This is a genomic window from Stenotrophomonas lacuserhaii, assembly GCF_039674585.1.
Taxonomy (GTDB): Bacteria; Pseudomonadota; Gammaproteobacteria; order Xanthomonadales; family Xanthomonadaceae; genus Stenotrophomonas; species Stenotrophomonas pennii_A.
This window is the reverse complement of the sequence record NZ_JBDJNU010000023.1, coordinates 38,923-62,539: the sequence shown is the minus strand read 5'-3', so window position 1 is coordinate 62,539 and position 23,617 is coordinate 38,923. Positions and strand designations below refer to the sequence as shown.

Sequence of the window (23,617 nt, the reverse complement as noted above, 5' to 3'; positions counted from 1 at the left end):
GGGCTGGGCGGGGGCGTTGAGCGCCATGGATGGCGCGAAACGAGGCCCGCAGGATGCGGCTCTTGCCGTCCCCCGCACAGCCCCACCGCCCGGCCCCAATCACGCAGACTGCTTTTCGCAGCAGCCCGCCGCGAGGGGGTTTCACCCGTTCGAGGCACCCGCTGCCAGCGAACCAGCGCCGCGCCGGCGCTCGATCACCACCGACACACCCCACAGCAGCAGGCCAGCCGCCGCCGTGGCGGCCCCCACGTAGCCCGTGGACGCATAACCGAAGCCGCCGCCGATGGCCATGCCACCCAGCCAGGGGCCCAGTGCGTTGGCCGTATTGAAGGCGGCGTGGTTGGACGCGGCGGCCAAGGTCTGGGCTTCACCGGCGGCGTCCATCAGGCGGGTCTGCAGGGCCACGGCCAGTGCCCCCATGGTGCCCACGGCGATGATCGCCGGGACCATCGCCCAGGCCGAATGCGCGGCCAGCGGGAACAGCAGCAGGACCACCACCGACCACGCCAGCAGCACGCCGGCGGCTCGGAACTGCAGGCGATCCACCAGCCAGCCGCCCAGCATGTTGCCGATGATCGCGCCCACGCCGAACAGGCCGACCGCCGCAGGCATCCAGCGCTCGTTGACGCCGGTCACGTTGACCAGCGTCGGTGCCAGATAGGTGAACACGCAGAACATGCCGGCGAAGCCGATCGAGCCGATTGCCAGCGCCAGCCAGACCTGGGTGGTGTTGAACGCGCGAAGCTCGCGCATCGGGCTGGTGCGCACTTCATTGGGGTCCGGCGCCAGCTGCCGCGCCACCATCACCACCGTCGCCAGGGCCAGCAGGCTGACCAGGGCAAAGGCAGTGCGCCAGGTGAACTGCTGGCCCAGCCAGGTGGTGAGCGGGTTGCCGACCAGGATGGCGATCGACAGGCCCAGCAGTACCTTGGACACCGCTGCGCCGCGCTGCGCGGGCGGGCTGATCGACGCCGCCACCAGCATCGCCACGCCGAAATAGGCGCCGTGCGGCAGGCCGGCGACGAAGCGCGCCAGCAGCATGGTGTGGTAGTCCGGGGCCAGCGCGCTGGCCAGGTTGCCGATCGCATAGAAGCCCATCAGGCCCAGCAGCAGGCTGCGCCGGCTGATCCCGGCGCCGGCGAAAGCCAGCACTGGCGCACCCACCACCACGCCGATGGCATAGGCGCTGATCAGGTGGCCGACCTGTGCTTCGGTGATCGACAGCCCGCGGCTGATGTCCAGCATCAGGCCCATGCTGGCGAACTCGCTGGTGCCGATGGCGAAACCGCCCAGCGACAGGGCCAGCAGGATGAAGGTGCGCTGGCGGGGCGACAGCACGGCAGCCAGCGAGGACGTGGCAACCGGGGGAGCAGACGGGTTCACAGGAAAAATCCGGGCATTTGTACGAGTACGGATTGTACTGCTGCAGCGCAGCACAGTCGCCCGATCTGCGTCCTGCCGCCTGAACGCTGTATTCCTGCGCCCGTAACCGCCCACCGCCCGGCCCACCTGCAGCCAACCGGACTGCGACTTGCCCCGGCCAGGACCAACAGGCATAATTAGCGGCTTCCTGCGCCCAGCGCGGGAACCCTTGCCCCACCGCTGTCACCACCGCGGGGGGCTGTCCGGCCGAAACGGCCACATCCGAAAGGTATATAAACATGAGTCGTCATTACGAAATCGTGTTCCTGGTCCACCCGGATCAGAGCGAGCAGGTCCCGGCAATGATCGAGCGCTACAAGTCGCTCGTCGAGAACGGCAACGGCACCATCCACCGTCTGGAAGACTGGGGCCGCCGTCAGCTGGCGTACCCGATCCAGAACCTGGTGAAGGCCCACTACGTCATGCTCAACATCGAAGTTGACCAGGCCGTGCTGAGCGAGCTGGTGGAAAGCTTCCGCTTCAACGACGCCGTGCTGCGCAACCTGGTCGTCAAGCGCGATGGCCCGGATACCGAGCAGTCGCTGATCATGAAGAGCAAGGACGAAAAGGGTGACAAGCCCGAGCGTGGCGAGCGTCGTCGTCGTGACGACGAAGAAGGTGAGACCACCACCCCCGCCGCTGACAACGATGCCGGCGACGACGCCGCTTCGGCCGCTTAAGGAGCACTGACATGTCCAAGTTCTTCCGTCGCCGCAAGTTCTGCAAGTTCACCGCCGAAGGCGTGAAAGAGATCGATTACAAGGATCTCAACACCCTGCGCCAGTACCTGACCGAGAACGGCAAGATCGTGCCGAGCCGCGTCACCGGCACCAAGTCGAAGTACCAGCGCCAGCTGGCAACGGCCGTCAAGCGCGCCCGTTTCCTGGCCCTGATCCCGTACACCGACAACCACGACATCTGATGCCGGCGGGCGGCCTCGTGCCGCCCTCCCGCACTGATATTCGGACAGCCATCCGCTGCGGGGCATCGCCTCGCTAACGAATACATTCTGGAGTAACACCATGCAGCTGATCCTTCTGCAGAAAGTCACCAACCTCGGCAACCTCGGCGACCTGGTCGACGTGAAGCCGGGCTACGGCCGCAACTTCCTCGTGCCGCAGGGCAAGGCCGTGCCGGCCACCGAGAGCAACAAGGCTGAATTCGAAGCCAAGCGCGCCGAGTACGAAGCCAAGGCCGAGTCGATCCACTCCGACGCCGAAGCCCGCAAGACCAAGCTGGAAGGCAAGTCCGTGACCATCGCGGCCAACGCTTCCACCGAAGGCAAGCTGTACGGTTCGGTGGGCGCGCGCGAAATCGCCGAAGCCTTCACCGCTGCTGGCCTGCCGGTCAACAAGAGCGAAGTCATCCTGGGCGAAGGCGCCTTCCGCAACATTGGCGAGTACGACGTCCTGGTGCACCTGCACGCCGACGTTGAAACCACCGTCAAGGTCGTGGTTGAAGCCGAAAAGGCCTGATCCCACGCCGCAAGGCATGGAATCACCAGAACGGGCGCCCGCAGGGGCGCCCGTTTTGTTTTGGCGCGCGCGCCGGCCCCCTGCGTAGAACGCGGCCACATCGGTATACTCGGTGCATTACGCCCGGCCGACGGCCCTGATCCCAGCCGGATCAAGGGGTTGGCGGGTAAATGCAGGCCTCACAACGGCCCCGGCCCGGAAACCCTATGCGTCTTTCCACGATCAAGCTGTCCGGCTTCAAGTCCTTCGTCGATCCCACCACGCTGCACCTGCCGACCAACATGACCGGCGTGGTCGGACCGAACGGCTGTGGAAAGTCCAACATCATCGATGCCGTGCGCTGGGTGATGGGCGAAAGCTCGGCCAGCCGCCTGCGTGGTGACTCGCTGACGGACGTGATCTTCTCCGGTTCGGCCGCGCGCAAGCCGGTATCGCAGGCCACCGTCGAGCTGATCTTCGACAACAGCGACCACACGATCTCCGGCGAATACGCCTCGTTCAACGAGATATCGGTCAAGCGTACCGTCAGCCGCGATGGCAGCAGCAACTATTACCTCAACGGCACCAAGTGCCGCCGCCGCGACATCACCGACCTGTTCCTGGGCACGGGACTGGGGCCGCGCAGTTATTCGATCATCGAGCAGGGGATGATCAGCCAGATCATCGAAGCCCGACCGGAAGACCTCCGCGTCTACCTGGAAGAAGCGGCCGGCATCTCCAAGTACAAGGAGCGGCGCAAGGAAACCGAGACCCGCATCCGCCACACCCGGGAGAACCTGGACCGGCTGGGTGACCTGCGCGAGGAGATCGGCAAGCAGCTTGAACACCTCAAACGGCAGGCGCGCCAGGCCGAGCAGTACCAGACGTTGCAGGAGGAGCGCCGGGTCAAGGATGCCGAATGGAAGGCGCTGGAATTCCGCGGCCTGGATGGCCGGTTGGGCACGCTGCGCGAGGGACTGTCCCAGGAAGAGACCCGCCTGCAGCAGTTGATCGCCGAACAGCGCGAGGCGGAATCGCGGATCGAAACCTCGCGCGTGCGTCGCGAGAAATCGGCCGAAGCGCTCAACGCCGCGCAGGCCGAGGTCTACCAGGTCGGCAGCATGCTGGCCCGGCTGGAACAGCAGATCCAGCACCAGCGCGAACTGTCGCAGCGCCTGCACAAGGCGCGCGACGAAACGCAGCAGGCACTGGCCGAACTGGGCCAGCACATCAGTGGCGACGAGGCCCGGCTGAGAGTGCTGCGCGAAGCGGTGGATGCGGCCACCCCGCAGCTGGAACAGCTGCAGGAAGAAAACGAGATCAAGCAGGAGAGCCTGCGCGAAGCCGAAGCCCGGCTGGGTGACTGGCAGGCGCGCTGGGAACAGCACAGCAGCCAGAGTTCGGCGGCATCGCGTTCCGGTGACGTCGAACGCACCCGCGTGGACTACCTGGACAGGCAGGTGCTGGAAGCCGAACGGCGCTGCGAGACGTTGCAGTCCGAGCGCGCCGGCCTGGACGTGGATGCGCTGGAAGCGGCCTTCGAGCAGCTGCACGTCCAGCACGACACCCAGAAGACCGCGCTGGACGAGCTGGGCGAACAGGTGGAACTGCGCAAGCAGGAGGTCACGGCCGTGCAGGAGCGCCAGCGCGGCGCACAGAACGAACTGGCCGAACTGCGCAAGCAGGCCAATGGCGTGCGTGGCCGCCTGTCGTCGCTGGAAACCCTGCAGCAGGCCGCACTCGGCCAGGAGCAGGGCGCGGCGGTCGCCTGGCTGAAGGCCCGCGGGCTGGATTCGGCAAGCCGCGTCGGCGAGCGGCTGAAGGTTGAAGCGGGCTGGGAAAACGCGGTTGAAAGCGCGCTGGGTCAGTTGATCGAAGGCGTGCTGGTACAGGCGCCGGAACAGCTGGTGGATGCGCTGGGTGAGCTGGGTGATGGCCGCATCGCGCTGGTGGCCGATGATGAAGCGCCGCTATCGGTGGCTGCTACGTCGCTCGCAGCGAAGGTGCAGGGGCCGGCGGCCATCCGTCGCCTGCTGGCCCGCCTGCATGCTGCCGAAGACCTGGAGCAGGCTCGCGCGCTACAGGCTACGCTGGGTGACGGCGACTCGGTGATCACCCGCGGCGGCGAGCGGCTGGGTGCGGGCTGGGTGCGGGTATCGCGCTCGGGCGCGGCCAAGCAGGGCGCCCTGCTGCGCGAGCGCGAAATCAACACGCTGCGCGAACAGATCGAACAGCTGCAGCAGCGCGAAGCCGAACTGGAGCAGTTGCTGGGTGGATTCCGTGACCAGCTGCTTGCCGCCGAACAGCAGCGCGAAGACGTGCAGCGCGCCGTGTACCAGGCGCACCGCGGCGTGTCCGAGCTGGCCGGCCAGCTGCAGGGGCAGCAGGGCAAGCTGGAATCGGCGCGCACGCGCATCGACCGCATCGAAGGCGAGCTGGTCCAGCTGATGGAGACCCTGGAGCTCAACCGCGAGCAGGTGCGCGAGGCGCGCGGCCGGCTGGATGACGCGGTCAGCAGCATGGGCGACCTGGAGTCGACCCGGCAGGCGCTGGAGAACGAACGCCGGCAGTTGACCGAGGCCCGTGACCGCGCCCGTGATGCGGCCCGCAGTGTGCGCGAAGCCGCCCACTCGCTGGCGCTGACGCTGGAATCGCAGCGCGCCCAGGTGGCGTCGCTGAGCCAGGCGCTGGAACGCATGAGCAACCAGCGCGGCCAGCTGGATTCGCGCCTCGGCGAGCTGCACGCACAACTGGACGAAGGCGATACCCCGGTGGAATCGCTGCAGGCCGAACACCAGCATGCGCTGGAAGAGCGCGTCCGCGCCGATGGCATGCTGTCGCAGGCGCGCTCGCTGCTGGATGGTATCGACGTGGAGCTGCGCGAGCTGGAGCAGACCCGGCACAAGCGTGACGAGCAGGCGCTGGCACAGCGCGAACGCATTTCGCAGCGCCGGCTTGACCAGCAGGCGCTGGTACTCAATGCCGAGCAGCTGCAGGCGGCGGTGGAGAAGGCCGGCTTCGTGCTGCCGGAGGTCATCGCAACGCTGCCCGAGGACGCCCGCCTGGCCGACTGGGAGCAGACCGTGCAGCAGATCGATGCGCGCATGCGCCGGCTGGAACCGGTCAACCTGGCGGCGATCCAGGAATATGGCGAAGCTTCGCAGCGCTCGGAATACCTGGACGCGCAGAACCTGGACCTGAATACCGCGCTGGAGACGCTGGAAGATGCGATCCGCAAGATCGACCGCGAGACCCGCGGCCGCTTCAAGGACACCTTCGACCGGGTCAACGCCGGCGTGCAGGCGCTGTACCCGCGTCTGTTCGGCGGTGGCCATGCCTACCTGGAACTGACCGGCGAGGACCTGCTGGACACCGGCGTGACCATCATGGCGCGGCCGCCGGGCAAGCGCGTTTCCAGCATTTCCCTGCTGTCCGGCGGTGAAAAGGCGATGACCGCGGTGGCGCTCGTATTCGCGATCTTCCAGCTCAATCCGGCCCCGTTCTGCCTGCTCGACGAGGTGGACGCGCCGCTGGACGAAGCCAACGTCGGCCGCCTGGCCAACATGGTCAGGGAGATGAGCGAGAAGGTGCAGTTCCTGTTCGTCAGCCACAACAAGGCGACGATGGAGGCGGCGCATCAGCTGTCCGGCGTCACCATGCGCGAACCCGGCGTCAGCCGCCTGGTCAGCGTCGACCTGGAAGAGGCGGCGCGGCTGGCCGGGGCGGCCTGATACGCCGCGTGCACGGGGGACTGGTGCATTATTCGCGCCACCCCCGGTGCAAGAAGACCTGCATCGTGCCATTCTTGTCTGAACGTATTTAGCCGGAGACCCAACCGAATGTCCGACACCGCACTGCTGCGCATCGGCATCCTTACCGCCGGCCTGCTGTTGATCGCTGCGATCCTGCTGTTCGGCCGGCCGAAGAAGAAGACCCAGGGACGCCGCGTCGAAGGTGATCCCGGCGCCGATGGCGCCCAGCGCCGCGAACCCGTGCTGGGCGGCGGCGACGATGCGTCCCGCGGTGAGCCAGGCGACCCCGCCGTTGACGGCGCGCAGGCCGAACTGGGCCTGGCGGACGCCGAAGCCAACGCCAACAGTGACCTCGGCAAGCGCGCCAGCCAGGACTTCGACAAGATCGTTTCACTGTTCGTTGCCGCGCGCGCCGGCGAGCAGCTGCGTGGCGAAGACATCGTGGTCGCTGCGGAAAAGACCGGCCTGGTGTTTGGTCACATGAACGTGTTCCACCGGCTGGTGGAAGGCCACCCGGAGCGCGGCCCGATCTTCTCGATGGCCAGCATCATGAAGCCGGGCAGTTTCGACATGGGCACCATCCGCGAGATGGAAACGCCAGCGATCGCGTTCTTCCTGACCCTGCCGGCGCCGCTGACGGCGCTCGACTCCTGGGAGAAAATGCTGCCGACCGTGCAGCGCATGGCCGAGCTGCTGGATGCGGTGGTACTGGACGACAGCCGCAACGCGCTGGGTCGCCAGCGTATCGCGCACATCCGCGACGACCTGCGCGCCTATGATCGCCAGCACCAGGCGCCACCGCTGACCAAGACGCCACGCTGGTAAACGGCATGGGCAGCCGCGCATCGCGCCGCTGCCCATGTTTCCGGCACGCATTTACCCTCCGGTGACCTTGCTGAAGGCTTCGCGGAAGGCTGCCATGTCCTGGTCGGTGCCCACGGTGATGCGCACCCGCTGCGGCCAGACCGGCCAGCTGCGGCCGATCACCACCCCTTGCGCCTTCATCGCGGCGACCAGGCCCGCGCCGTCGCGCCCGACGTCGACCATGAAACAGTTGGCTTCCGAAGGCAGGCTGGCGAAGCCGCGCTTGCCCAGCCAGGCGATGGTCGCCTGCCGTACCTGCGCATTCTGCAGCCGCCGCTGCGCCACCAGCAGCGGGTCGCGCAGGCTGGCCAGGCCAGCCGCCAAGGCGGGCACCGGCAGCGGGTTGTCGCCCAGCGTCGCCAGTTCCGCCAACCGCCCCGGTGGGGCGATCGCCACGCCCAGCCGCAGCCCGGCCATGCCATACAGCTTGGAGAACGTGCGCAGCACGATCAGGTCATCGCGCTTGCCGACCTCGCCGGCCAATGAGGCCTGCTCGCTGTACTGCAGATAGGCCTCGTCCAGTAGCACCCGGGTGGCGGCCGGCTTGTTTTCCAGCAGCCACTCCAGGTCCGCGCGCGGGGTGATCGAGCCGGTGGGATTGTTCGGGTTGCAGACATAGATCAAGCCGGTCGGTTGCCGCGCGGCAGCCTCCACCATCGCCCGTACGTCATGCGCGCCATCCTCGCGCAGTGCGATGCGGTGCACGGCCGCGCCGCGTGCGGCAGCCATCTCGCCCAATGTCTCGAAGGTGGGATCGGCGGTGACCAGGGCGGCCTCCGGGCCGGTCCAGAGCAGGGCGGCGCGGTTCAACGGTTCACTGGAGCCGGGATACAGCCGCACCAGCGCCGGATCGATGCGCTCGCCGTGCGCGAACGTATCGCGCAGCTCACCGGCAAGGGCGAACTGATAGCGACCGCTGGCGGCCACGCTGTCGCGGGCCGCCTGCTGCGCCGCCGGCGACGGGCCGTACGGACATTCGTTGAAGTTGAGCAGGATCGGTGCGGGATCGTTGCTGGTCGGAAACGCGGCCAGCGGCCGCGGTTTGCTGGCGACGGCGCCAAGCGGGCTGCCAGCCAGGGCCAGGCTGCCGCCAGCCAGCTGCAGGAAGCGCCGTCGGGAAGTGGGGAGAGGCACGCAGGTCATCCGGCAGGGGAGGTCATCGCACGCTAGCGCCGGCCGCGGCGTGCTGCAAGGGTTCAGCTGGCCGGGCAGAACACGCCGACGGAACGACTTAACGCGCTAGAATTCAGCGGTCACCTAAAAAGCATGAGCATATGAAGTCGTCTCCCGCGAAGCGCGCTGCAGAACTACGTCAGATCATTGGACGAGCGTCAGACGCGTACCACGGACACGACGTGTCGTTGATGAGCGACGCGGACTATGACGCGTTGGTGCGTGAGCTGACTCGCCTCGAATCTGACCATCCAGATTTAATTGTTTCCGGCTCTCCGACCCATAAGGTAGGTGGAGACATCAAACGTTCCTTTCGCAAGGTGATGCATGAGATACCGATGCTATCTCTCGACAATGCTTTTAGCGATCAGGAAGTAATCGACTTTTTCAGGAGAATTGAGCGCCGGCTCGGGCGTAGCAACGCCGCGTTTTCAGCCGAGCCTAAGATCGATGGCTTAGCAATGAGCCTGCGATACGAATTGGGTGAGCTTGTCCAAGCTGTGACTCGTGGTGATGGCATGGTCGGCGAGGACGTTACATCTAACATCCGGACTATTCCCGATGTGCCGTTGCGACTTGGGACCCGTCATGTGCCTGCGGTGCTCGAGGTGCGTGGAGAGGTTTACATGCCCAGAAAGAAGTTCTTGGCATACAACGCGAAAGCGAGAAGCAGCGATGGGAAAGTGTTGGCAAATCCCAGGAACGGTGCTGCGGGATCTGTGCGGCAGCTTGATTCGCGAATCACTGCTGATAGGCCGTTGGCGTTTTTCGCATACGGGTTAGGTGTTGTAGAGGTTGAGCCTGATTTTTTTGAAGGTGAAGATTCTCGTATTGCGTCTTCGCACCATGATTCGTTGATGCTACTTAAGAGATACGGATTTCAGGTCTCGGATCTGGCGGTCCGGGTTTCGGGTATTCGTGAGCTGCTCGGACACTATGAACATGTGCAGCAAATCCGCGACTCGTTGGATTTCGATATTGACGGTGTTGTCTACAAGTTGGACGATTTCGATGACCAACAGGCGATGGGCTTCGTTGCGCGGGCGCCGCGCTGGGCGATCGCGCACAAGTTCCCCGCGCAGGAACAGAGCACCACGGTGGAGGCGATCGAGATCCAGATCGGGCGAACCGGCGCGGCCACCCCGGTGGCGCGGCTGGCCCCGGTCGCGGTGGCCGGGGTGATCGTCTCCAACGCCACCCTGCACAACGCCGACCAGATCGCGCGGCTGGACGTGCGCGTGGGCGACAGCGTGATCGTGCGGCGCGCCGGCGACGTGATTCCGGAGGTGGTCAGCGTGATCGCCGACCGCCGTCCTGCCGGCACCACGCCATGGAAGATGCCGACCCACTGCCCGGTCTGCGGGGCGGAAATCGTGCAGGAAGAGGGCGCGATCGCCTGGCGCTGTTCCGGCGAGCTGAGCTGCCCGGCGCAGCGCAAGGAAGCGATCAGCCATTTCGCTTCGCGTCGTGCAATGGACATCGACGGCCTGGGCGGAAAGTACATCGAAACCCTGGTGGACGCGGGCATCGTGCGCGGCGTGGCCGACCTGTACCGGCTGACCCGTGACACCCTGCTGCAGTTGAAGCTGGTGCTGGATGCCGAGGATCCTTCCGCGCTGGCCGCCAGCTTCACCCCGCACCTGCCGCCCGATGGCAGTGGCGCAGTGCTCAATGGCGTGCTGAAGCTGGATGCCGGCGATGCGGGCTGGCGTGCGCAGGCGCTGGCCCAGCCGATCACGTTCAGCTGGAACACGAAGAAGATCGCCACCCGCTGGGCCGACAACCTGGTTGCCGCCATCGAGGCCAGCCGCGACGCGACGCTGGAGCGGCTGTTGTTCGCGCTCGGCATCGAGCATGTCGGCGAAAGCACGGCGAAAGCGCTGGCGCAGTGGTTCGGCGAGCTGGAACTGATCCGCCACCTGCCGTGGCCGCTGTTCAAGCGGGTACCGGACATCGGCGGTGAAGTGGCACGATCGCTGGGTCATTTCTTCGAACAGCAGGGCAACCAGCAGGCCATCGACGATCTGCTGCAGCTCGGCCAGGTACGCATCACCGATGAGCATCCGCCCAGCGGCAAACTGCGCGAAGGACTGGATCTTGCACAGCTGCTGGTGGAGGCCGAGATACCCGGCATCACCCGCCTGCGTGCGGAAAAGCTTGCCGCCGCACTGAGCAGTGCGCAGTCGATACTGGATGCCGAACACGGCCAGTTCGTCAATGCCGGGCTGCCTGACGACACCGCGCGCGGCCTGGCGGCGTGGCTGGATAGCGAAGGCCACGGCGAGCTGCTGCTGCAGGCAGAAGCGAAGATGAAGGAGATCCTGCAGCGCGCGCCGCAGCAGGCCGGGCAGCCCGTCGGGCCGCTGGAGGGCCAGACCGCGGTGCTGACCGGCACGCTGTCCGCGCTCACCCGCGATGCGGCCAAGGAGCGTCTGGAAGCGCTGGGCGCGAAGGTGGCCGGCAGCGTGTCGAAGAAGACCAGCTTCGTGGTCGCCGGCACCGAAGCCGGTTCCAAGCTGGACAAGGCCCAGTCGCTCGGCGTGCCGGTGTGGGACGAAGACCAGCTGCTGGCTTTCCTCGCCGCCCACGAATGAAACGTATCAAAGCCGGGTACCCGCCCGGCGGTACCCTTTGAAGGAGAGTTGCATGCAGACCGCACCGCTGGATTTCCGCATGGCCACCCGCGCCGACGAGGCGCAGCTGATCGCGCTGATGCGTGCGTTCTACATCGAAGACCAGATCGCGTTCGACGAGGCGCGGGTCCGCCGTGGCGTGGGTGCGCTGCTGGCCGACCCGCGCAACGGCGAGGTGCTCATGCTGCTCGACGAGGCCGGCGCGGTAGGCGGTTACGTGGTCATCGCGATGGGCTTCAGCCTGGAGCAGGGCGGGCATTTCGCGCTGCTGGACGAGCTGTATCTTGCGCCGGGCGTGCGCGGCCGCGGCCGTGGCCGGCAGGCGCTGGCGATCGTCGAGCAGCGCGCACGCGCACGCGGCGTTGAACGCCTGCGGCTTGAAGTGAACCGCCACAACGAGCTGGCACGCCGGCTGTACACTGCCACCGGCTACATCGACGATACCCGCGACCTGATGACGCTGCCGCTGGACCATCCGCGCGACGGCCTGCTGTGAGCGCGCTGCTGCAGGCGCTGCGCCAGCGCGCCGCGCTCAACGCGATGGTGCGGCGCTTCTTCGCCCAGCGCGAGGTGCTGGAAGTGGAGACCCCGATCCTGTCGGCGGCAGGCAATACCGAGCCGAACATCGACAGTTTCCATACCGATTTCAGCGGCCATCGCGATGCCGGTGCGCGTCGTCGCTGGCTGCGCACCTCGCCGGAATTCCCGCTCAAGCGACTGCTGGCTGCCGGCGTAGGCGATTGCTACGAACTTGGCCGGGTGTTCCGCAACGGCGAAGCCGGCGGGCGCCACAACCCGGAGTTCACCATGCTGGAGTGGTACCGGCTGGGCTGGGACCATCACCGGCTTATCGACGAAACCGCCGCCCTGGTGCAGCAGGCGCTGGCGCTGGTGGGGCGGGTGGCGACCCTGCAGGTGATCGACTACCGCACGCTGTACCTGCAGCGGGTCGGCGTGGATCCGTTCGAGGCGAGCATCGCCGAACTGCGGCTGCCACTGGCCGGCATCCAGATCGATGCCGCGGGCCTGGGGCGGGATGACTGGCTGGACCTGTTGATGACCCACTGCATCCAGCCGCACCTCGATGACACAGTGATGACCGTGGTACATGACTGGCCGGCCTCGCAGGCGGCATTGGCGCGGATCCGCGACGATACGCCGCCGCGCGCGGAGCGCTTCGAGCTGTACCTGGGGCCGGTCGAGCTGGCCAATGGCTACCACGAACTCGGCGATGCGCAGGAGCAGCGCGCACGCTTCGAAGCTGACCATGCGCGCCGGCAGGCACGTGGGGATGTGCTGCCGCCGCTGGACGAAGCGCTGCTGGCGGCGTTGCCGGCGATGCCCGCCTGTGCCGGCGTCGCGGTGGGCGTGGACCGGCTGCTGATGGCGATGGCGCGCACGTCGCGCATTGCCGACGTGCTTGCCTTTGATTTCAGCCGTGCCTGAACGACGCAACCAGCGCTTGCGGGTCGATCGCGATGATGCTCTTATCACGCCGGTTGCCGCATGGTGGCAGCGAATCGCGATTACAGGGCGGATGGTCGTTGAACAAGTTGTTGGCAAGCACGGGGGCCGGGTTGGGCGCACTGCTGCTCTGGACCGCGCTGCTGCCACCGGCAGCGGCGCAGGGGCAGGGCGGTTATGCAGGCGAGGTGGTGCGTTGCCAGTCGCGCGACCTGGGATGGGTCCACTGCGATATGGACGTGGAAGGCGGTGTGGAGCTGGTGCGCCAACTGTCCGACAACGCCTGCGTGCGGGGCAGCGAGTGGGGCACCGACCGCTCCGGCGTGTGGGTCACCCTGGGGTGCCGTGCTGAATTCCGCGCACGCGGTGGCGCCAGCGCTGCAGCACCGGGCGCGCCGGGCGTGCCGGCCAAGGTGGTCAGGCGCGTGGTGCGTTGCGAATCCAACGGCCGCCCGCAGAGCTGTCCGGTGCGCCTGGAAGGTGCCCCCGTGCGCCTGCTGCGGCAGAATTCACGCATGCCCTGCCGCGAAGGCCACAGCTGGGGCTACCGGCGCAACGAAATCTGGACCACGCGCGGCTGCGAGGGCGATTTCGAGATCGGCGCGGCGGACGGCAGTGGCTTCGTCGATGCACCGCGCCGGCTCACCTGTGAATCCAAGGATCGGCGTCGGCGTTTCTGCGGGGCCTCCATCACTTCCGGCGTCAACCTGCTCAAGCAGCTGTCCGGGCGCGCCTGCGAAGAAGGGCGCAACTGGGGCTGGGACAAGCGCGGGATCTGGGTGGACGACGGCTGCCGCGCCGAGTTCTCGGTGAACTGAGCGCGCATTACAATGGGCGCATGAACGCGCCCACCGACATCGACTACGCCCGCTACGACCACATCCGCCCGATCCTGTGGACCGGCGATGCCCTGCAACTGCTGGACCAGCGCAAGCTGCCCTTCGTGGTGGAGCACGTGGCCTGCACCACCAGTGACGAGGTGGCCGCCGCCATCCACGCGCTGACCGTGCGCGGCGCGCCGGCCATCGGCATCGCCGCCGCCTGGGGCGTGGTGCTGGCCGCCCGTGACGTGCAGGCCGACGACGGCCCGCAGGCCCTGCAGAAGCTGGAACCCGCGCTGCAGCGCCTGAACGCCTCCCGGCCGACGGCGGTGAACCTGGCCTGGGCGCTGGCGCGCATGCGTCGGGTGCTGGGCGCGGCAGGCAATGACTGGCAGCAGGTGCTGGAACGCGAGGCCGAAGCCATCGCCACCGAAGACCTGGCGGCCAACCGCCACATGGGCGCACTGGGGGCCGGCCTGATCGACGCCGGCAGCGGCGTGCTGACCCACTGCAACACCGGGTCACTGGCCACCGCCGGCTTCGGCACCGCACTGGGCGTGATCCGCGCCGGCATGGCCCAGCAGCGCATCGCCAAGGTTTTCGCCGGGGAGACCCGGCCGTGGCTGCAGGGCGCGCGCCTGACCGTGTGGGAGCTGCAGCAGGACGGCATCGATGCCACCCTGATCGCCGATTCGGCCGCCTCGCACCTGATGAAGACCGGTGCGGTGCAGTGGGTGGTCGTCGGCGCCGACCGCATCTGCGCCAACGGGGACACCGCCAACAAGATCGGCACCTACCAGCTGGCCATCGCCGCCCGCCACCATGGGGTGAAGTTCATGGTCGTGGCGCCGTCCTCGACCGTGGACATGGACACCGCCGATGGCAGCGAGATCGAGATCGAACAGCGTGATCCCGGCGAGTTGTACGGGGTCGGTGGCAGCCGCACCGTGGCCGACGGCATCGCCGCCTGGAACCCGGTGTTCGACGTGACGCCGGGGGAGCTGATCGACGCCATCGTGACCGAGCGCGGGGTCATCCTGGCGCCCACCGCGGCCAGCATGCGCGCCGCCTTCGGCTGATCCCGGGCGGGGCGGCGAAGCGGATCTGCGAGCCGACCGGGGCAATCGACGAACAGGCAGCCAACGGCCGCCTAAGTTGCTGATTTCTTCCGGTAAAAACCCGCTGAACAGGGGCGAAAATTCCGCCGTTGTGGTAGACTCGGTCAGTTAATCGAGATTCCGCCGCTGCCGCCCCGAAAGGGGATGGCGCGACGGACTGGACCGCTACCAGACAACGGAACCCGAATGGCAGAATCCGCCAAGGAAATCATCCAGGTCAACCTGGAAGACGAGATGCGCAAGAGTTACCTCGATTACGCGATGAGCGTGATCGTGGGACGCGCGTTGCCTGATGCGCGCGACGGCCTCAAGCCTGTGCATCGCCGTGTGCTGTTCGCGATGAGCGAGCTCAACGCACATGCCAACAAGCCTTATTTCAAGTCGGCGCGTATCGTCGGCGACGTCATCGGCAAGTACCACCCGCATGGCGACCAGTCGGTGTATGACACCCTGGTCCGCCTGGCGCAGCCGTTCGCGCTGCGCTACATGCTGGTCGATGGCCAGGGTAACTTCGGTTCCGTCGATGGCGACTCCGCCGCGGCCATGCGTTACACCGAAGCGCGCATGTCGCGCCTCGCGCATGAGCTGATGGCCGACATCGACAAGGAAACCGTCGATTTCCAGCTGAACTACGACGAAAAGGAAAGCGAGCCGACGGTCATGCCGACCCGGTTCCCGAACCTGCTGGTCAACGGTTCGGCCGGCATCGCGGTGGGCATGGCGACCAACATCCCGCCGCACAACCTGACCGAATCGATCAACGCCTGCATCGCCCTGATCGACAACCCGCAGATCGATGTCGATGGCCTGATGGAGTACATCCCGGGTCCTGACTTCCCCACCGCGGGCATCATCAACGGCACCGCCGGCATCATCGCCGGCTACCGCACCGGCCGTGGCCGCGTGCGCATCCGTGCCAAGGCGGAGGTGGAAGTGGCCGACAACGGCCGCGAGTCGATCATCGTCACCGAAATTCCGTACCAGGTGAACAAGGCGCGTCTGATCGAGAAGATCGCCGAACTGGTCAAGGAAAAGAAACTCGAAGGCATCAGCGAACTGCGCGATGAGTCCGACAAGGACGGCATGCGCATCTACATCGAAATCAAGCGCGGCGAGTCGGCGGAAGTTGTCCTCAACAACCTCTACCAGCAGACCCAGATGGAGTCGGTGTTCGGCATCAACATGGTGGCGCTGGTCGACGGCCGCCCGCAGCTGCTGAACCTCAAGCAGATGCTGGAGGCGTTCGTCCGCCACCGTCGCGAAGTGGTCACCCGCCGCACCGTGTTCGAGCTGCGCAAGGCGCGCGCCCGTGCCCACGTGCTGGAAGGCCTGACCGTCGCGCTGGCCAACATCGACGAGATGATCGAGCTGATCAAGAGCTCGGCCAACCCGAACGAAGCCCGCGAGCGCATGCTGACGCGCGTGTGGGATCCGGGCCTGGTCGGTTCGCTGCTCGGCGCCGCCGGTGCCGAAGCGTCGCGTCCGGAAGACCTGCCCAAGGGCGTGGGCCTGATCGAAGGCGGCTACCAGCTGACCGAAGTGCAGGCCACGCAGATCCTGGAAATGCGCCTGCACCGCCTGACCGGGCTGGAGCAGGACAGGCTGACCGACGAATACAAGCAGCTGCTGGAAGTCATCGCCGGGCTGATCCACATCCTGGAAAACCCGGACCGCCTGCTCGAAGTGATCCGCGAGGAGCTGATCAACGTCCGCGAGGAATTCGGCGACGCACGTCGTACCGAAATCCGCCACAGCGAAGAAGACCTGGACATCCTCGACCTGATCGCCCCGGAAGACGTGGTGGTCACCCTGTCGCATTCCGGCTACGCCAAGCGCCAGCCGGTCAGTGCGTACCGCGCGCAGCGTCGTGGGGGTCGTGGCCGCAGCGCGGCCTCGACCAAGGAAGAGGATTTCATCGAGCAGCTGTGGCTGGTCAACACGCATGACACGCTGCTGACCTTCACCAGCGCCGGCAAGGTGTTCTGGCTGCCGGTGCACCAGTTGCCCGAAGCCGGTTCCAATGCGCGCGGGCGCCCGATCATCAACTGGATTCCGCTGGAACCGGGCGAGCGGGTGCAGGCGGTGCTGCCGGTGCGCGAGTATGCCGAAGGACAGTTCGTGTTCTTCGCTACCCGCAACGGCACGGTCAAGAAGACCCCGCTGGGTGAGTTCGCCTTCCGCCTTGCGCGTGGCAAGATCGCCATCAACCTGGACGACGGCGATGCCCTGGTGGGCGTCGGCCTGACCGACGGGGCGCAGGACATCCTGCTGTTCGCCTCCAACGGCAAGACCGTGCGCTTCGGCGAAGACAAGGTCCGTTCGATGGGCCGTACCGCCACCGGCGTGCGCGGCATCAAGATGGCCAAGGGCGAAGAAGTGGTCAGCCTGATCGTCGCCGAAAGTGCCGGCGGGATCGAGGACGAGAACGAGGACGATACGAGCGCCGACGACACCATCGTGGACAACGGCGATGCCGTGGTCGAGGTCGGTGACGAGGCGGGCATGAAGTTCATCCTGACCGCGACCGAGAACGGCTACGGCAAGCGCACCCCGCTGCCGGAGTACCCGCGCAAGGGACGTGGCACGCAGGGCGTAATCGGCATCCAGACCACCGAACGCAACGGCAAGCTGGTCGCTGCGGTGCTGATGGGACCGGCCGACGAAGTGCTGCTGATCTCCGACGGCGGCACCCTGGTGCGCACCCGGGGTTCGGAAATCAGCCGGGTCGGCCGCAACACCCAGGGCGTCACCCTGATCCGCCTGTCCAAGGAAGAGAAGCTGCAGGCGGTGGAGCGGATGGATGCCTTCATCGAAGCCGATGAGGAGCAGGACGTGGTGGTCGACGCTGCGGCGATCGATCCGGCGGCTGCTGCCCCGACTGCAACGGACGAGACGCCGTCGCAGGACTGATCGCGCTGTTGCTGGTCAACGGAAGACGCCGGCGCTGTGCCGGCGTTTTTCGTTACGCAGGATCAAAAGTGTCGAGCTTGCTCGACACTGCGGTATTTCCCCACACTGCGGTGCGCGCCCTCCGGTACCTGGCCATGGCTTTCGCCACGCATGCTGGAGCCATGTCCAGTCAGCTTCGCATCGGCCGGGTTTCGCTTACGGGGACTTCCTACTCCATCACCACTGTCACGGCACAACGGTCGCCTTGCTTCGTTGATCCCACGCTGGCCGCGCTGATGATGGAACAGCTTGAGCGAAGCGATCGGTCCGGCCTGACGCGCTCATTCGCTCGAGTGGTCATGCCAGACCATCTGCATTGGGTGATGCAGCTGAAAGAGGGAACGCTGTCTCGCTGCGTGCAGTCCGGGCGCAGGCCCTGTATGTCATGGCCAACCCGGTCCGGGCGGGATTGGCTGAACGGATCGGTGAATATCCTTGGGCCTGGTGCCGGTGGCCGCTGTCGTAGTGTCGAGCTTGCTCGACATCCCCGCGATCGAGCAAGCTCGACGCCTACAGGACCGGTGCCGGGCATGAAGCCAGTGCACGCGCAGCGCTCCGCGACGCGGTAATCTTGCGGTCCGCTGTTGAAGGAATTCCCTGTGCGTACCGTGCACGCTCTGCGTTATGTCACTCCGCTCCGCGAAGGCGGGTCGTTGCCGGCGATCGTCGAAACCGACGATGACGGCATGGTCGTGCTCAAGTTCCGGGGTGCGGGCCAGGGGCCGAAGGCGCTGATCGCCGAGCTGATCGCCGGGGAGATGGCGCGCACGCTGCAGCTTCCGCTGCCGGAGATCGTGTTCGTCGAACTGGATGCCGAGTTCGCCCGCACCGAGCCCGATCCGGAAATCCAGGAGCTGATCCGCGCCAGCGAAGGCCTCAACCTGGGCAGTGATTACCTGCCCGGTGCGATCAACTACGACCCGGCGGCGATGCCGGTGGATGCGGAGCTGGCCTCGCGGATCGTCTGGTTCGATGCGCTGGCCAGCAACGTGGACCGCACGGCGCGCAACCCGAACCTGATGGTGTGGCACCGCAAGCTGTACCTGATCGACCACGGTGCGGCGATGTACTTCCACCACGATTGGGCGACGGCGGGACAGGCCTGCGAGAAGCCGTTCGTGCTGATCCGCGACCACGTGCTGCTGCCGTTCGCCAGCCGGATCGCCGAGGTCGACGACGAACTGGCAGCACGCCTGCCGGACCATGAGATCGAACGCATCGTCGGCCTGGTGCCGGACGCCTGGCTGGTCGGCGAGCCTGCGTTCGATACGCCGGCCGCCTACCGCCAGGCTTACGTCGACTACTTCATCCATCGCCTGCGCGTGCGCGCGGCCTTCGTCCAGGAGGCCGTCCGTGCCCACGCTGCATACGTATGATTACGCGGTGATCCGGGTCGTTCCCCGGGTCGAGCGCGAAGAGTTCATCAACGTCGGGGTCATCGTGTCCTGTCCGGGCGCCAGACACCTGGAGGCCGCGATCGAGATCGATCCGGCGCGCCTGAACGCCTTTGCTCCCAGCCTGGACCTGGAGGCATTGCGGCCCTGGCTGGATGCCATCGTGGCGATCTGCCGCGGGGAAGCCGGCGCCGGCCCGATCGCGCAGTTGCCGGCGCGTGCGCGCTTCCACTTCCTGACCGCCAAGCGCAGCTCGGTGGTGCAGATGTCGAGCACGCATGTCGGCCGCACGGCCGACCCGGCGGGCGTGGTGGAGCACCTGCTGACGAAGATGGTGCGCGTGCCGAAGGGGTGAGTCCGCACGGCCCGCTGCGCTCGCCGACCATGGGTCGGCGTTACCGTGATCGTGTGTGGTAGCGCCGAGCCGTGCTCGGCGGAATCCTTCCGTGCGCGGCCCGCTGCGCTCGCCGACCATGGGTCGGCGCTACCGTGATCGTGCGTGGTAGCGCCGAGCCGTGCTCGGCGGAATCCATCCGTGCACGGCCCGCGGCGCTCGCCGACCATGGGTCGGTGCCATCGGGGCCCCGGTGGTAGCGCCGAGCCGTGCTCGGCGGAATCCGTCCGTGCACGGCCCGCTGCGCTCGCCGACCATGGGTCGGCGTTACCGCCGGTTCGGCAGCAGGGCCGCCACGATGCCCAGCAGCGGCAGGAACGAGATCAGCTGGTAGACCTGCACGATACCGCTGTGGTCGGCCAACACCCCCAGTACGGCCGCACCCAGTCCGCCCATGCCGAAGGCGAAGCCGAAGAACAGCCCGGACACCGTGCCGATGCGGTGCGGCATCAGTTCCTGCGCGTACACCAGGATGGCCGAGAACGCGGAGGACAGCACGAAGCCGATGATCACCGCCAGCACCCCGGTCCAGGCCAGGTCCACGTAGGGCAGGGCCAGCGCAAACGGTGCCACGCCCAGGATCGACGCCCAGATGACCGGCTTGCGGCCGATGCGGTCGCCGACCGGTCCGCCGATCAAGGTGCCCGCTGCGGAGGCGAGCAGGAAGGCGAACAGGTGCATCTGCGCGCTCTGCACCGACACGCCGAACTTCTGGATCAGGAAGAAGGTGTAGTAGCTGCTCAGCCCGGCGATGTAGAAGTACTTGCTGAAGATCAGCACCAGCAGCACCCCGATGATCCAACCCACTTTCATGGGCGCCGCCCCGTTGCCCGCCGATGCCTTTGCCGGGCGCACCGGCGCAGGCGACGCCGTGGAGGCCGGCACGCTGGCCAGGTGCGCCTGGTACCAGCGGCTGACATAGGTCAGCAGGGCGATGCCGATCAGTGCGGCACTGGCAAACCAAGCCACGCTGGTGCGCCCGTTGGGCACGATCACCGCTGCAGCCAGCAGCGGACCGATCGCGGTGCCGGTGTTGCCACCCACCTGGAACACCGACTGCGAAAGGCCATGCCGCCCACCTGATGCCAGCCGCGCGATGCGCGAGGATTCCGGGTGGAAGATCGCCGACCCGATGCCCACCAGCAACGCTGCCATCAGCACCAGGCCGAAGCTGGGTGCGTAGGCCAGCAGCAGCAGGCCGCACAGCGTGGAGCCCATGCCGAAGGGCAGCGAATAGGGGGCAGGGCGGCGATCGGTGCGCAGGCCGATCAGCGGCTGGAACAGCGAAGCGGTGAGCTGGTAGGTCAGTGTGATCAGCCCGATCTGGGTGAAGCTGAGCTGGAACTGGCCTTTCAGGATCGGATACAGCGCCAGGATCAGCGACTGCATCATGTCATTGACCAGGTGGGAGCCGGTGATCGCGGCAAGCACGCCGCCGACCAGCGGGCGGCGCGCCGCAGCGGCGGTGGGGGACAGCTCAGGAGTGGTGCTGGACATGGGGATTCGCACAGCGGTGGCCGAAGAGAGGCGCATGGTAAAGTCGCACGCAGAGTCCATCCCGCGCGATATGGTCATGCATCATCGAGAAAAGGACATGCCAGTGCCTGTTGGTCGTGGGCGACCGTTGCCGGCCAGCCCCACCACGGCAGTGTTCTGCCGCGCGCGCGACTACCCGACCGATACCGTCATCCCGCTGCATCACCACCCCGACCGCCACCAGCTGGTCTACGCCGAAAGCGGCGTGCTGGTGGTGCACGCCGGCAGCGGGCGCTGGGTGGTGCCGAGCACGCGCGCGATCTGGATGCCGGCCGGCATGGGCCACCGCGTGGACTGCCTGGGCAGCGTGCGCATGCGCAGCCTGTACATCGCGCCACAGGCGATGCCAACCGCGCCCAGCGAGGCTTCCACCGTGTCCATCACACCGTTGTTGGCTGCGCTGATCCACGCCGCGGTCGAGGTGCCCCAGCCCTACGATCCGCGATCGCGCGATGGCCGGCTGATGCACCTCATCCTGGATGAACTGCAGGCGCTGCCGGTGTTGCCGCTGCACTTGCCCGACCCCAGCGACACGCGACTGCGACGGATCGCACGGCAATGGCAGCGGCGCCCACACGATGGCTCGACCCTGCACGACTGGGCCACCCGGCTGCAGGTGGACGTCAAGACCCTCCAGCGCCTGTGCGCGCGCGAACTGGGCATGACCTTCGGCCAGTGGCGGCAGCAGACCCGCCTGCTGCATGCACTGGAACAACTGGCACAGGGGCACAAGGTCATCGACGTGGCGCTGGCCCTCGGTTATGACAGCCCGAGCGCGTTTTCCAGCATGTTCAAGAAGCGCTTCGGGCTCAGTCCGAGCCAGTTCTTCCGTTGATCAGGGCGCGTGCGCGCGCACGTGTTCGATCAATGCGCGCAGCTTGGCCGGTTGGTTGTGCCGATTCGGGAAATACAGGAAAAAGCCCGGAAACGGTGGCAGGTAGTCGTCCAGCATCGTGACCAGTTCGCCACGCGCCAGGTAGGGCGCGAAGGTCTCCTGCATGCCGAAGGTGATGCCGCCGCCGGCCACCGCCGAACGCACCATCAGCAGCATGTCATTGGTGGTCAGCTGCGGTGCCACGGTCACGTCGAACCCGCGGCCGTCTTCAACGAATTCCCAGCGGTAGGGTGCCACCTCCGGCGAGGGGCGCCAGCCGATGCAGCGGTGCGCGGCAAGCTCGCGCGGGTGGGCCGGCATGCCATGCTCGGCCAGGTAGGCCGGTGTTGCCACCACCACTTCGCGCTGCGGTCCGGTGAGCGGTATGGCCACCATGTCCTGTTCGATCACCTCTCCCAGCCGCACGCCGGCGTCGAAGCCGGCCGCCACGATGTCCGACTCGTCATCGGTCACCGTGACATCCAGGGTGATGCCGGGATACCGACGCAGGAAGTCGGCAATCAGCGGCCCGGAGAGGAAGCGTTCGGCGATGGAGGTCACTGCCACTCGCAGCAGGCCGCGGGGCTGGCCGTCGCTGGCGGTGTCTTCGATGGCCGTGGCGACCACGCTCAGCGGGCCGGCAATCTGCCGGTGCAGCTGTTCACCGGCTTCGGTCAGTCGCACGCTGCGGGTCGAGCGCTGCACCAGCGCGATGCCCAGGCTGTCTTCCAGGCGTCGGATGCCTTGGCTTACCGCAGACCGGGTCACCCCCAGGCGATCGGCCGCCACGCGGAAGTTGTGGCCTTCGGCGACGGCCAGGAACAGGCGCAGGAGGTTGAGATCGGTGTCCATTGGTTACCGATACTAACCATTCTGTCCAGCGGACAGGGAATACCGTGGACGTCCAGGCCTTCGTAGGCTGGCAGCTCCTTCGAAAAGACAGCTTCCAGGAGCCTGCCATGAACCTCATCCAGGACAAGATCATCATGATCACCGGTGCCAGCAGCGGTATCGGCGAAGCCACCGCCCGCCTGCTGGCGCGCAGCGGCGCCACCGTGGTGCTGGGCGCACGCCGGATCGATCGCCTGCGGCAGCTGGTGGCCGACATCCAGGCCGAGGGCGGCACGGCGGTCGCGCACGCGCTGGATGTCCGCGTGCGCGACCAGGTCGAGCAGGTGGTCGCCGATACCGTGGCAACGTACGGACGGGTCGATGTGATCATCAACAATGCGGGCGTGATGCCGCTGTCACCGTTGGCCGCGTTGAAGGTGGACGAGTGGGACCGGATGATCGACGTCAATATCCGTGGCGTGCTGCACGGTATCGCCGCCGTGCTGCCGCAGATGCAGGCGCAGGGTCACGGCCAGGTGATCAACATCGCCTCGATCGGCGCACATGCGGTGTCACCCACCGCAGCGGTTTACTGCGCTACCAAATACGCGGTCTGGGCGATCTCCGAGGGCCTGCGCCAGGAGAGTCCTGCGATCCGGGTGACCACGATCAGCCCGGGCGTTACCACCTCCGAACTGGCCGAAAGCATCTCCGATGCGCAGGGGCGCGAAGAAATGCGCAGCTTCCGCGCCACCGCCATTCCGGCGGAGGCGGTGGCACGTGCGATTGCCTTCGCCATCGCGCAGCCGGCCGACGTGGATACCAGCGAGATCGTCATCCGGCCCACCGCCAGCCCGTACTGAGCCCGACGCGGGGGCAGTGATCGGGAGTGACGGCTGCGGGCCGTCAGCTCCGGCCGTCGGGGGGTGACGACCTTC

19 protein-coding genes and 1 pseudogene are annotated in these 23,617 nt (G+C 66.9%); 16 read left to right on the top strand and 4 right to left on the bottom strand.

Going from position 1 to position 23,617, the window contains the following annotated elements; all coding sequences use genetic code 11:
* Positions 1–141 precede the first annotated feature (141 nt).
* On the bottom strand, positions 142–1,383 hold the full coding sequence (locus tag ABE522_RS10625; RefSeq protein WP_406846339.1) for an MFS transporter: 1,242 nt from the start codon (positions 1,381–1,383) through the stop codon (positions 142–144).
* A gap of 278 nt (positions 1,384–1,661) precedes the next feature.
* Here ABE522_RS10625 and rpsF point away from each other — a divergent pair, with 278 nt between their 5' ends.
* The 5 genes from rpsF (at position 1,662) to zipA (ending at position 7,453) form a co-directional block, all read left to right on the top strand.
* On the top strand, positions 1,662–2,102 hold the full coding sequence (gene rpsF, locus ABE522_RS10620; RefSeq protein WP_042613984.1) for a 30S ribosomal protein S6: 441 nt from the start codon (positions 1,662–1,664) through the stop codon (positions 2,100–2,102).
* A gap of 11 nt (positions 2,103–2,113) precedes the next feature.
* The gene (rpsR, locus tag ABE522_RS10615) at positions 2,114–2,344 is read left to right on the top strand and encodes a 30S ribosomal protein S18 (protein ID WP_005926280.1); all 231 of its coding nucleotides are present in this window, start codon (positions 2,114–2,116) and stop codon (positions 2,342–2,344) included.
* Positions 2,345–2,444: 100 nt separating this feature from the next.
* Complete coding sequence (gene rplI / locus ABE522_RS10610; protein WP_312682088.1) at positions 2,445–2,897, top strand: 50S ribosomal protein L9; 453 nt, start codon at positions 2,445–2,447, stop codon at positions 2,895–2,897.
* 206 nt (positions 2,898–3,103) lie between these two features.
* Positions 3,104–6,607: a chromosome segregation protein SMC gene (gene smc / locus ABE522_RS10605; RefSeq protein WP_346591663.1), complete on the top strand. Its 3,504-nt coding sequence runs from the start codon at positions 3,104–3,106 to the stop codon at positions 6,605–6,607.
* Between the two features lie 108 nt (positions 6,608–6,715).
* A complete protein-coding gene (gene zipA / locus ABE522_RS10600) occupies positions 6,716–7,453 on the top strand; it encodes a cell division protein ZipA (protein ID WP_346591662.1) in 738 nt (245 codons plus the stop codon).
* A 51-nt stretch (positions 7,454–7,504) separates the two neighbouring features.
* On the opposite strand, the gene ABE522_RS10595 is transcribed toward zipA, so the two are convergent.
* Entirely contained in the window at positions 7,505–8,626 is a 1,122-nt protein-coding gene (locus ABE522_RS10595) for a pyridoxal phosphate-dependent aminotransferase (protein ID WP_346591661.1), read from the bottom strand.
* A gap of 140 nt (positions 8,627–8,766) precedes the next feature.
* On the opposite strand from ABE522_RS10595, the gene ligA reads away from it, so the two are divergent.
* The 9 genes and pseudogenes from ligA to ABE522_RS10555 all read left to right on the top strand — a co-directional run bounded on the left by ligA (position 8,767) and on the right by ABE522_RS10555 (position 19,399).
* Positions 8,767–11,259 (top strand): NAD-dependent DNA ligase LigA, encoded by a 2,493-nt coding sequence (ligA, locus tag ABE522_RS10590; RefSeq protein WP_346591660.1) that lies wholly within the window; start codon positions 8,767–8,769, stop codon positions 11,257–11,259.
* 52 nt (positions 11,260–11,311) lie between these two features.
* Complete coding sequence (locus tag ABE522_RS10585; RefSeq protein ID WP_346591659.1) at positions 11,312–11,794, top strand: GNAT family N-acetyltransferase; 483 nt, start codon at positions 11,312–11,314, stop codon at positions 11,792–11,794.
* Positions 11,791–12,744, top strand: coding sequence for an EF-P lysine aminoacylase EpmA (gene epmA, locus ABE522_RS10580; protein ID WP_346591658.1), 954 nt, complete (start codon positions 11,791–11,793; stop codon positions 12,742–12,744). Before ABE522_RS10585 ends, epmA begins: the two co-directional genes overlap by 4 nt.
* Before the next feature lie 98 nt (positions 12,745–12,842).
* On the top strand, positions 12,843–13,580 hold the full coding sequence (locus tag ABE522_RS10575; protein ID WP_406846338.1) for a DUF3011 domain-containing protein: 738 nt from the start codon (positions 12,843–12,845) through the stop codon (positions 13,578–13,580).
* A 20-nt stretch (positions 13,581–13,600) separates the two neighbouring features.
* Positions 13,601–14,662: an S-methyl-5-thioribose-1-phosphate isomerase gene (mtnA, locus tag ABE522_RS10570; RefSeq protein ID WP_346591657.1), complete on the top strand. Its 1,062-nt coding sequence runs from the start codon at positions 13,601–13,603 to the stop codon at positions 14,660–14,662.
* Positions 14,663–14,887: 225 nt separating this feature from the next.
* Entirely contained in the window at positions 14,888–17,611 is a 2,724-nt protein-coding gene (gene gyrA, locus ABE522_RS10565) for a DNA gyrase subunit A (protein ID WP_346591656.1), read from the top strand.
* 161 nt (positions 17,612–17,772) lie between these two features.
* Positions 17,773–18,116, top strand: a pseudogene (locus ABE522_RS17505) (transposase).
* A 133-nt stretch (positions 18,117–18,249) separates the two neighbouring features.
* A complete protein-coding gene (locus tag ABE522_RS10560; protein ID WP_346591655.1) occupies positions 18,250–19,026 on the top strand; it encodes a HipA family kinase in 777 nt (258 codons plus the stop codon).
* The gene (locus tag ABE522_RS10555) at positions 19,004–19,399 is read left to right on the top strand and encodes a DUF3037 domain-containing protein (protein ID WP_346591654.1); all 396 of its coding nucleotides are present in this window, start codon (positions 19,004–19,006) and stop codon (positions 19,397–19,399) included. The genes ABE522_RS10560 and ABE522_RS10555 overlap by 23 nt, the downstream gene beginning before the upstream one ends.
* 306 nt (positions 19,400–19,705) lie before the next feature.
* Here the strand turns inward: ABE522_RS10555 and ABE522_RS10550 are convergent, their stop codons facing one another.
* Positions 19,706–20,935, bottom strand: a complete 1,230-nt coding sequence (locus tag ABE522_RS10550) for an MFS transporter (RefSeq protein WP_346591653.1) — start codon at positions 20,933–20,935, stop codon at positions 19,706–19,708.
* A 76-nt stretch (positions 20,936–21,011) separates the two neighbouring features.
* Between ABE522_RS10550 and ABE522_RS10545 the strand changes: the two genes are divergently transcribed.
* Positions 21,012–21,809 carry an AraC family transcriptional regulator gene (locus tag ABE522_RS10545; protein WP_406846337.1) on the top strand — a complete coding sequence of 266 codons (798 nt, stop codon included), beginning with the start codon at positions 21,012–21,014 and terminating at the stop codon, positions 21,807–21,809.
* Here ABE522_RS10545 and ABE522_RS10540 read toward each other — a convergent pair whose 3' ends face one another.
* Entirely contained in the window at positions 21,810–22,700 is an 891-nt protein-coding gene (locus ABE522_RS10540) for a LysR family transcriptional regulator (protein ID WP_346591651.1), read from the bottom strand.
* Between the two features lie 107 nt (positions 22,701–22,807).
* On the opposite strand from ABE522_RS10540, the gene ABE522_RS10535 reads away from it, so the two are divergent.
* The gene (locus tag ABE522_RS10535; protein ID WP_346591650.1) at positions 22,808–23,542 is read left to right on the top strand and encodes an SDR family oxidoreductase; all 735 of its coding nucleotides are present in this window, start codon (positions 22,808–22,810) and stop codon (positions 23,540–23,542) included.
* Positions 23,543–23,617: the final 75 nt, after the last annotated feature.

Bases quoted from the DNA above. Each gene is read 5' to 3' on its own strand.
- rpsF (WP_042613984.1), top strand. From the start codon at position 1,662: ATGAGTCGTCATTACGAAATCGTGTTCCTGGTCCACCCGGATCAGAGC.
- rpsR (WP_005926280.1), top strand. From the start codon at position 2,114: ATGTCCAAGTTCTTCCGTCGCCGCAAGTTCTGCAAGTTCACCGCCGAA.
- rplI (WP_312682088.1), top strand. From the start codon at position 2,445: ATGCAGCTGATCCTTCTGCAGAAAGTCACCAACCTCGGCAACCTCGGC.
- smc (WP_346591663.1), top strand. From the start codon at position 3,104: ATGCGTCTTTCCACGATCAAGCTGTCCGGCTTCAAGTCCTTCGTCGAT.
- zipA (WP_346591662.1), top strand. From the start codon at position 6,716: ATGTCCGACACCGCACTGCTGCGCATCGGCATCCTTACCGCCGGCCTG.
- ligA (WP_346591660.1), top strand. From the start codon at position 8,767: ATGAAGTCGTCTCCCGCGAAGCGCGCTGCAGAACTACGTCAGATCATT.
- ABE522_RS10585 (WP_346591659.1), top strand. From the start codon at position 11,312: ATGCAGACCGCACCGCTGGATTTCCGCATGGCCACCCGCGCCGACGAG.
- mtnA (WP_346591657.1), top strand. From the start codon at position 13,601: ATGAACGCGCCCACCGACATCGACTACGCCCGCTACGACCACATCCGC.
- gyrA (WP_346591656.1), top strand. From the start codon at position 14,888: ATGGCAGAATCCGCCAAGGAAATCATCCAGGTCAACCTGGAAGACGAG.
- ABE522_RS10550 (WP_346591653.1), bottom strand. From the start codon at position 20,935: ATGTCCAGCACCACTCCTGAGCTGTCCCCCACCGCCGCTGCGGCGCGC.
- ABE522_RS10545 (WP_406846337.1), top strand. From the start codon at position 21,012: ATGCATCATCGAGAAAAGGACATGCCAGTGCCTGTTGGTCGTGGGCGA.
- ABE522_RS10540 (WP_346591651.1), bottom strand. From the start codon at position 22,700: ATGGACACCGATCTCAACCTCCTGCGCCTGTTCCTGGCCGTCGCCGAA.
- ABE522_RS10535 (WP_346591650.1), top strand. From the start codon at position 22,808: ATGAACCTCATCCAGGACAAGATCATCATGATCACCGGTGCCAGCAGC.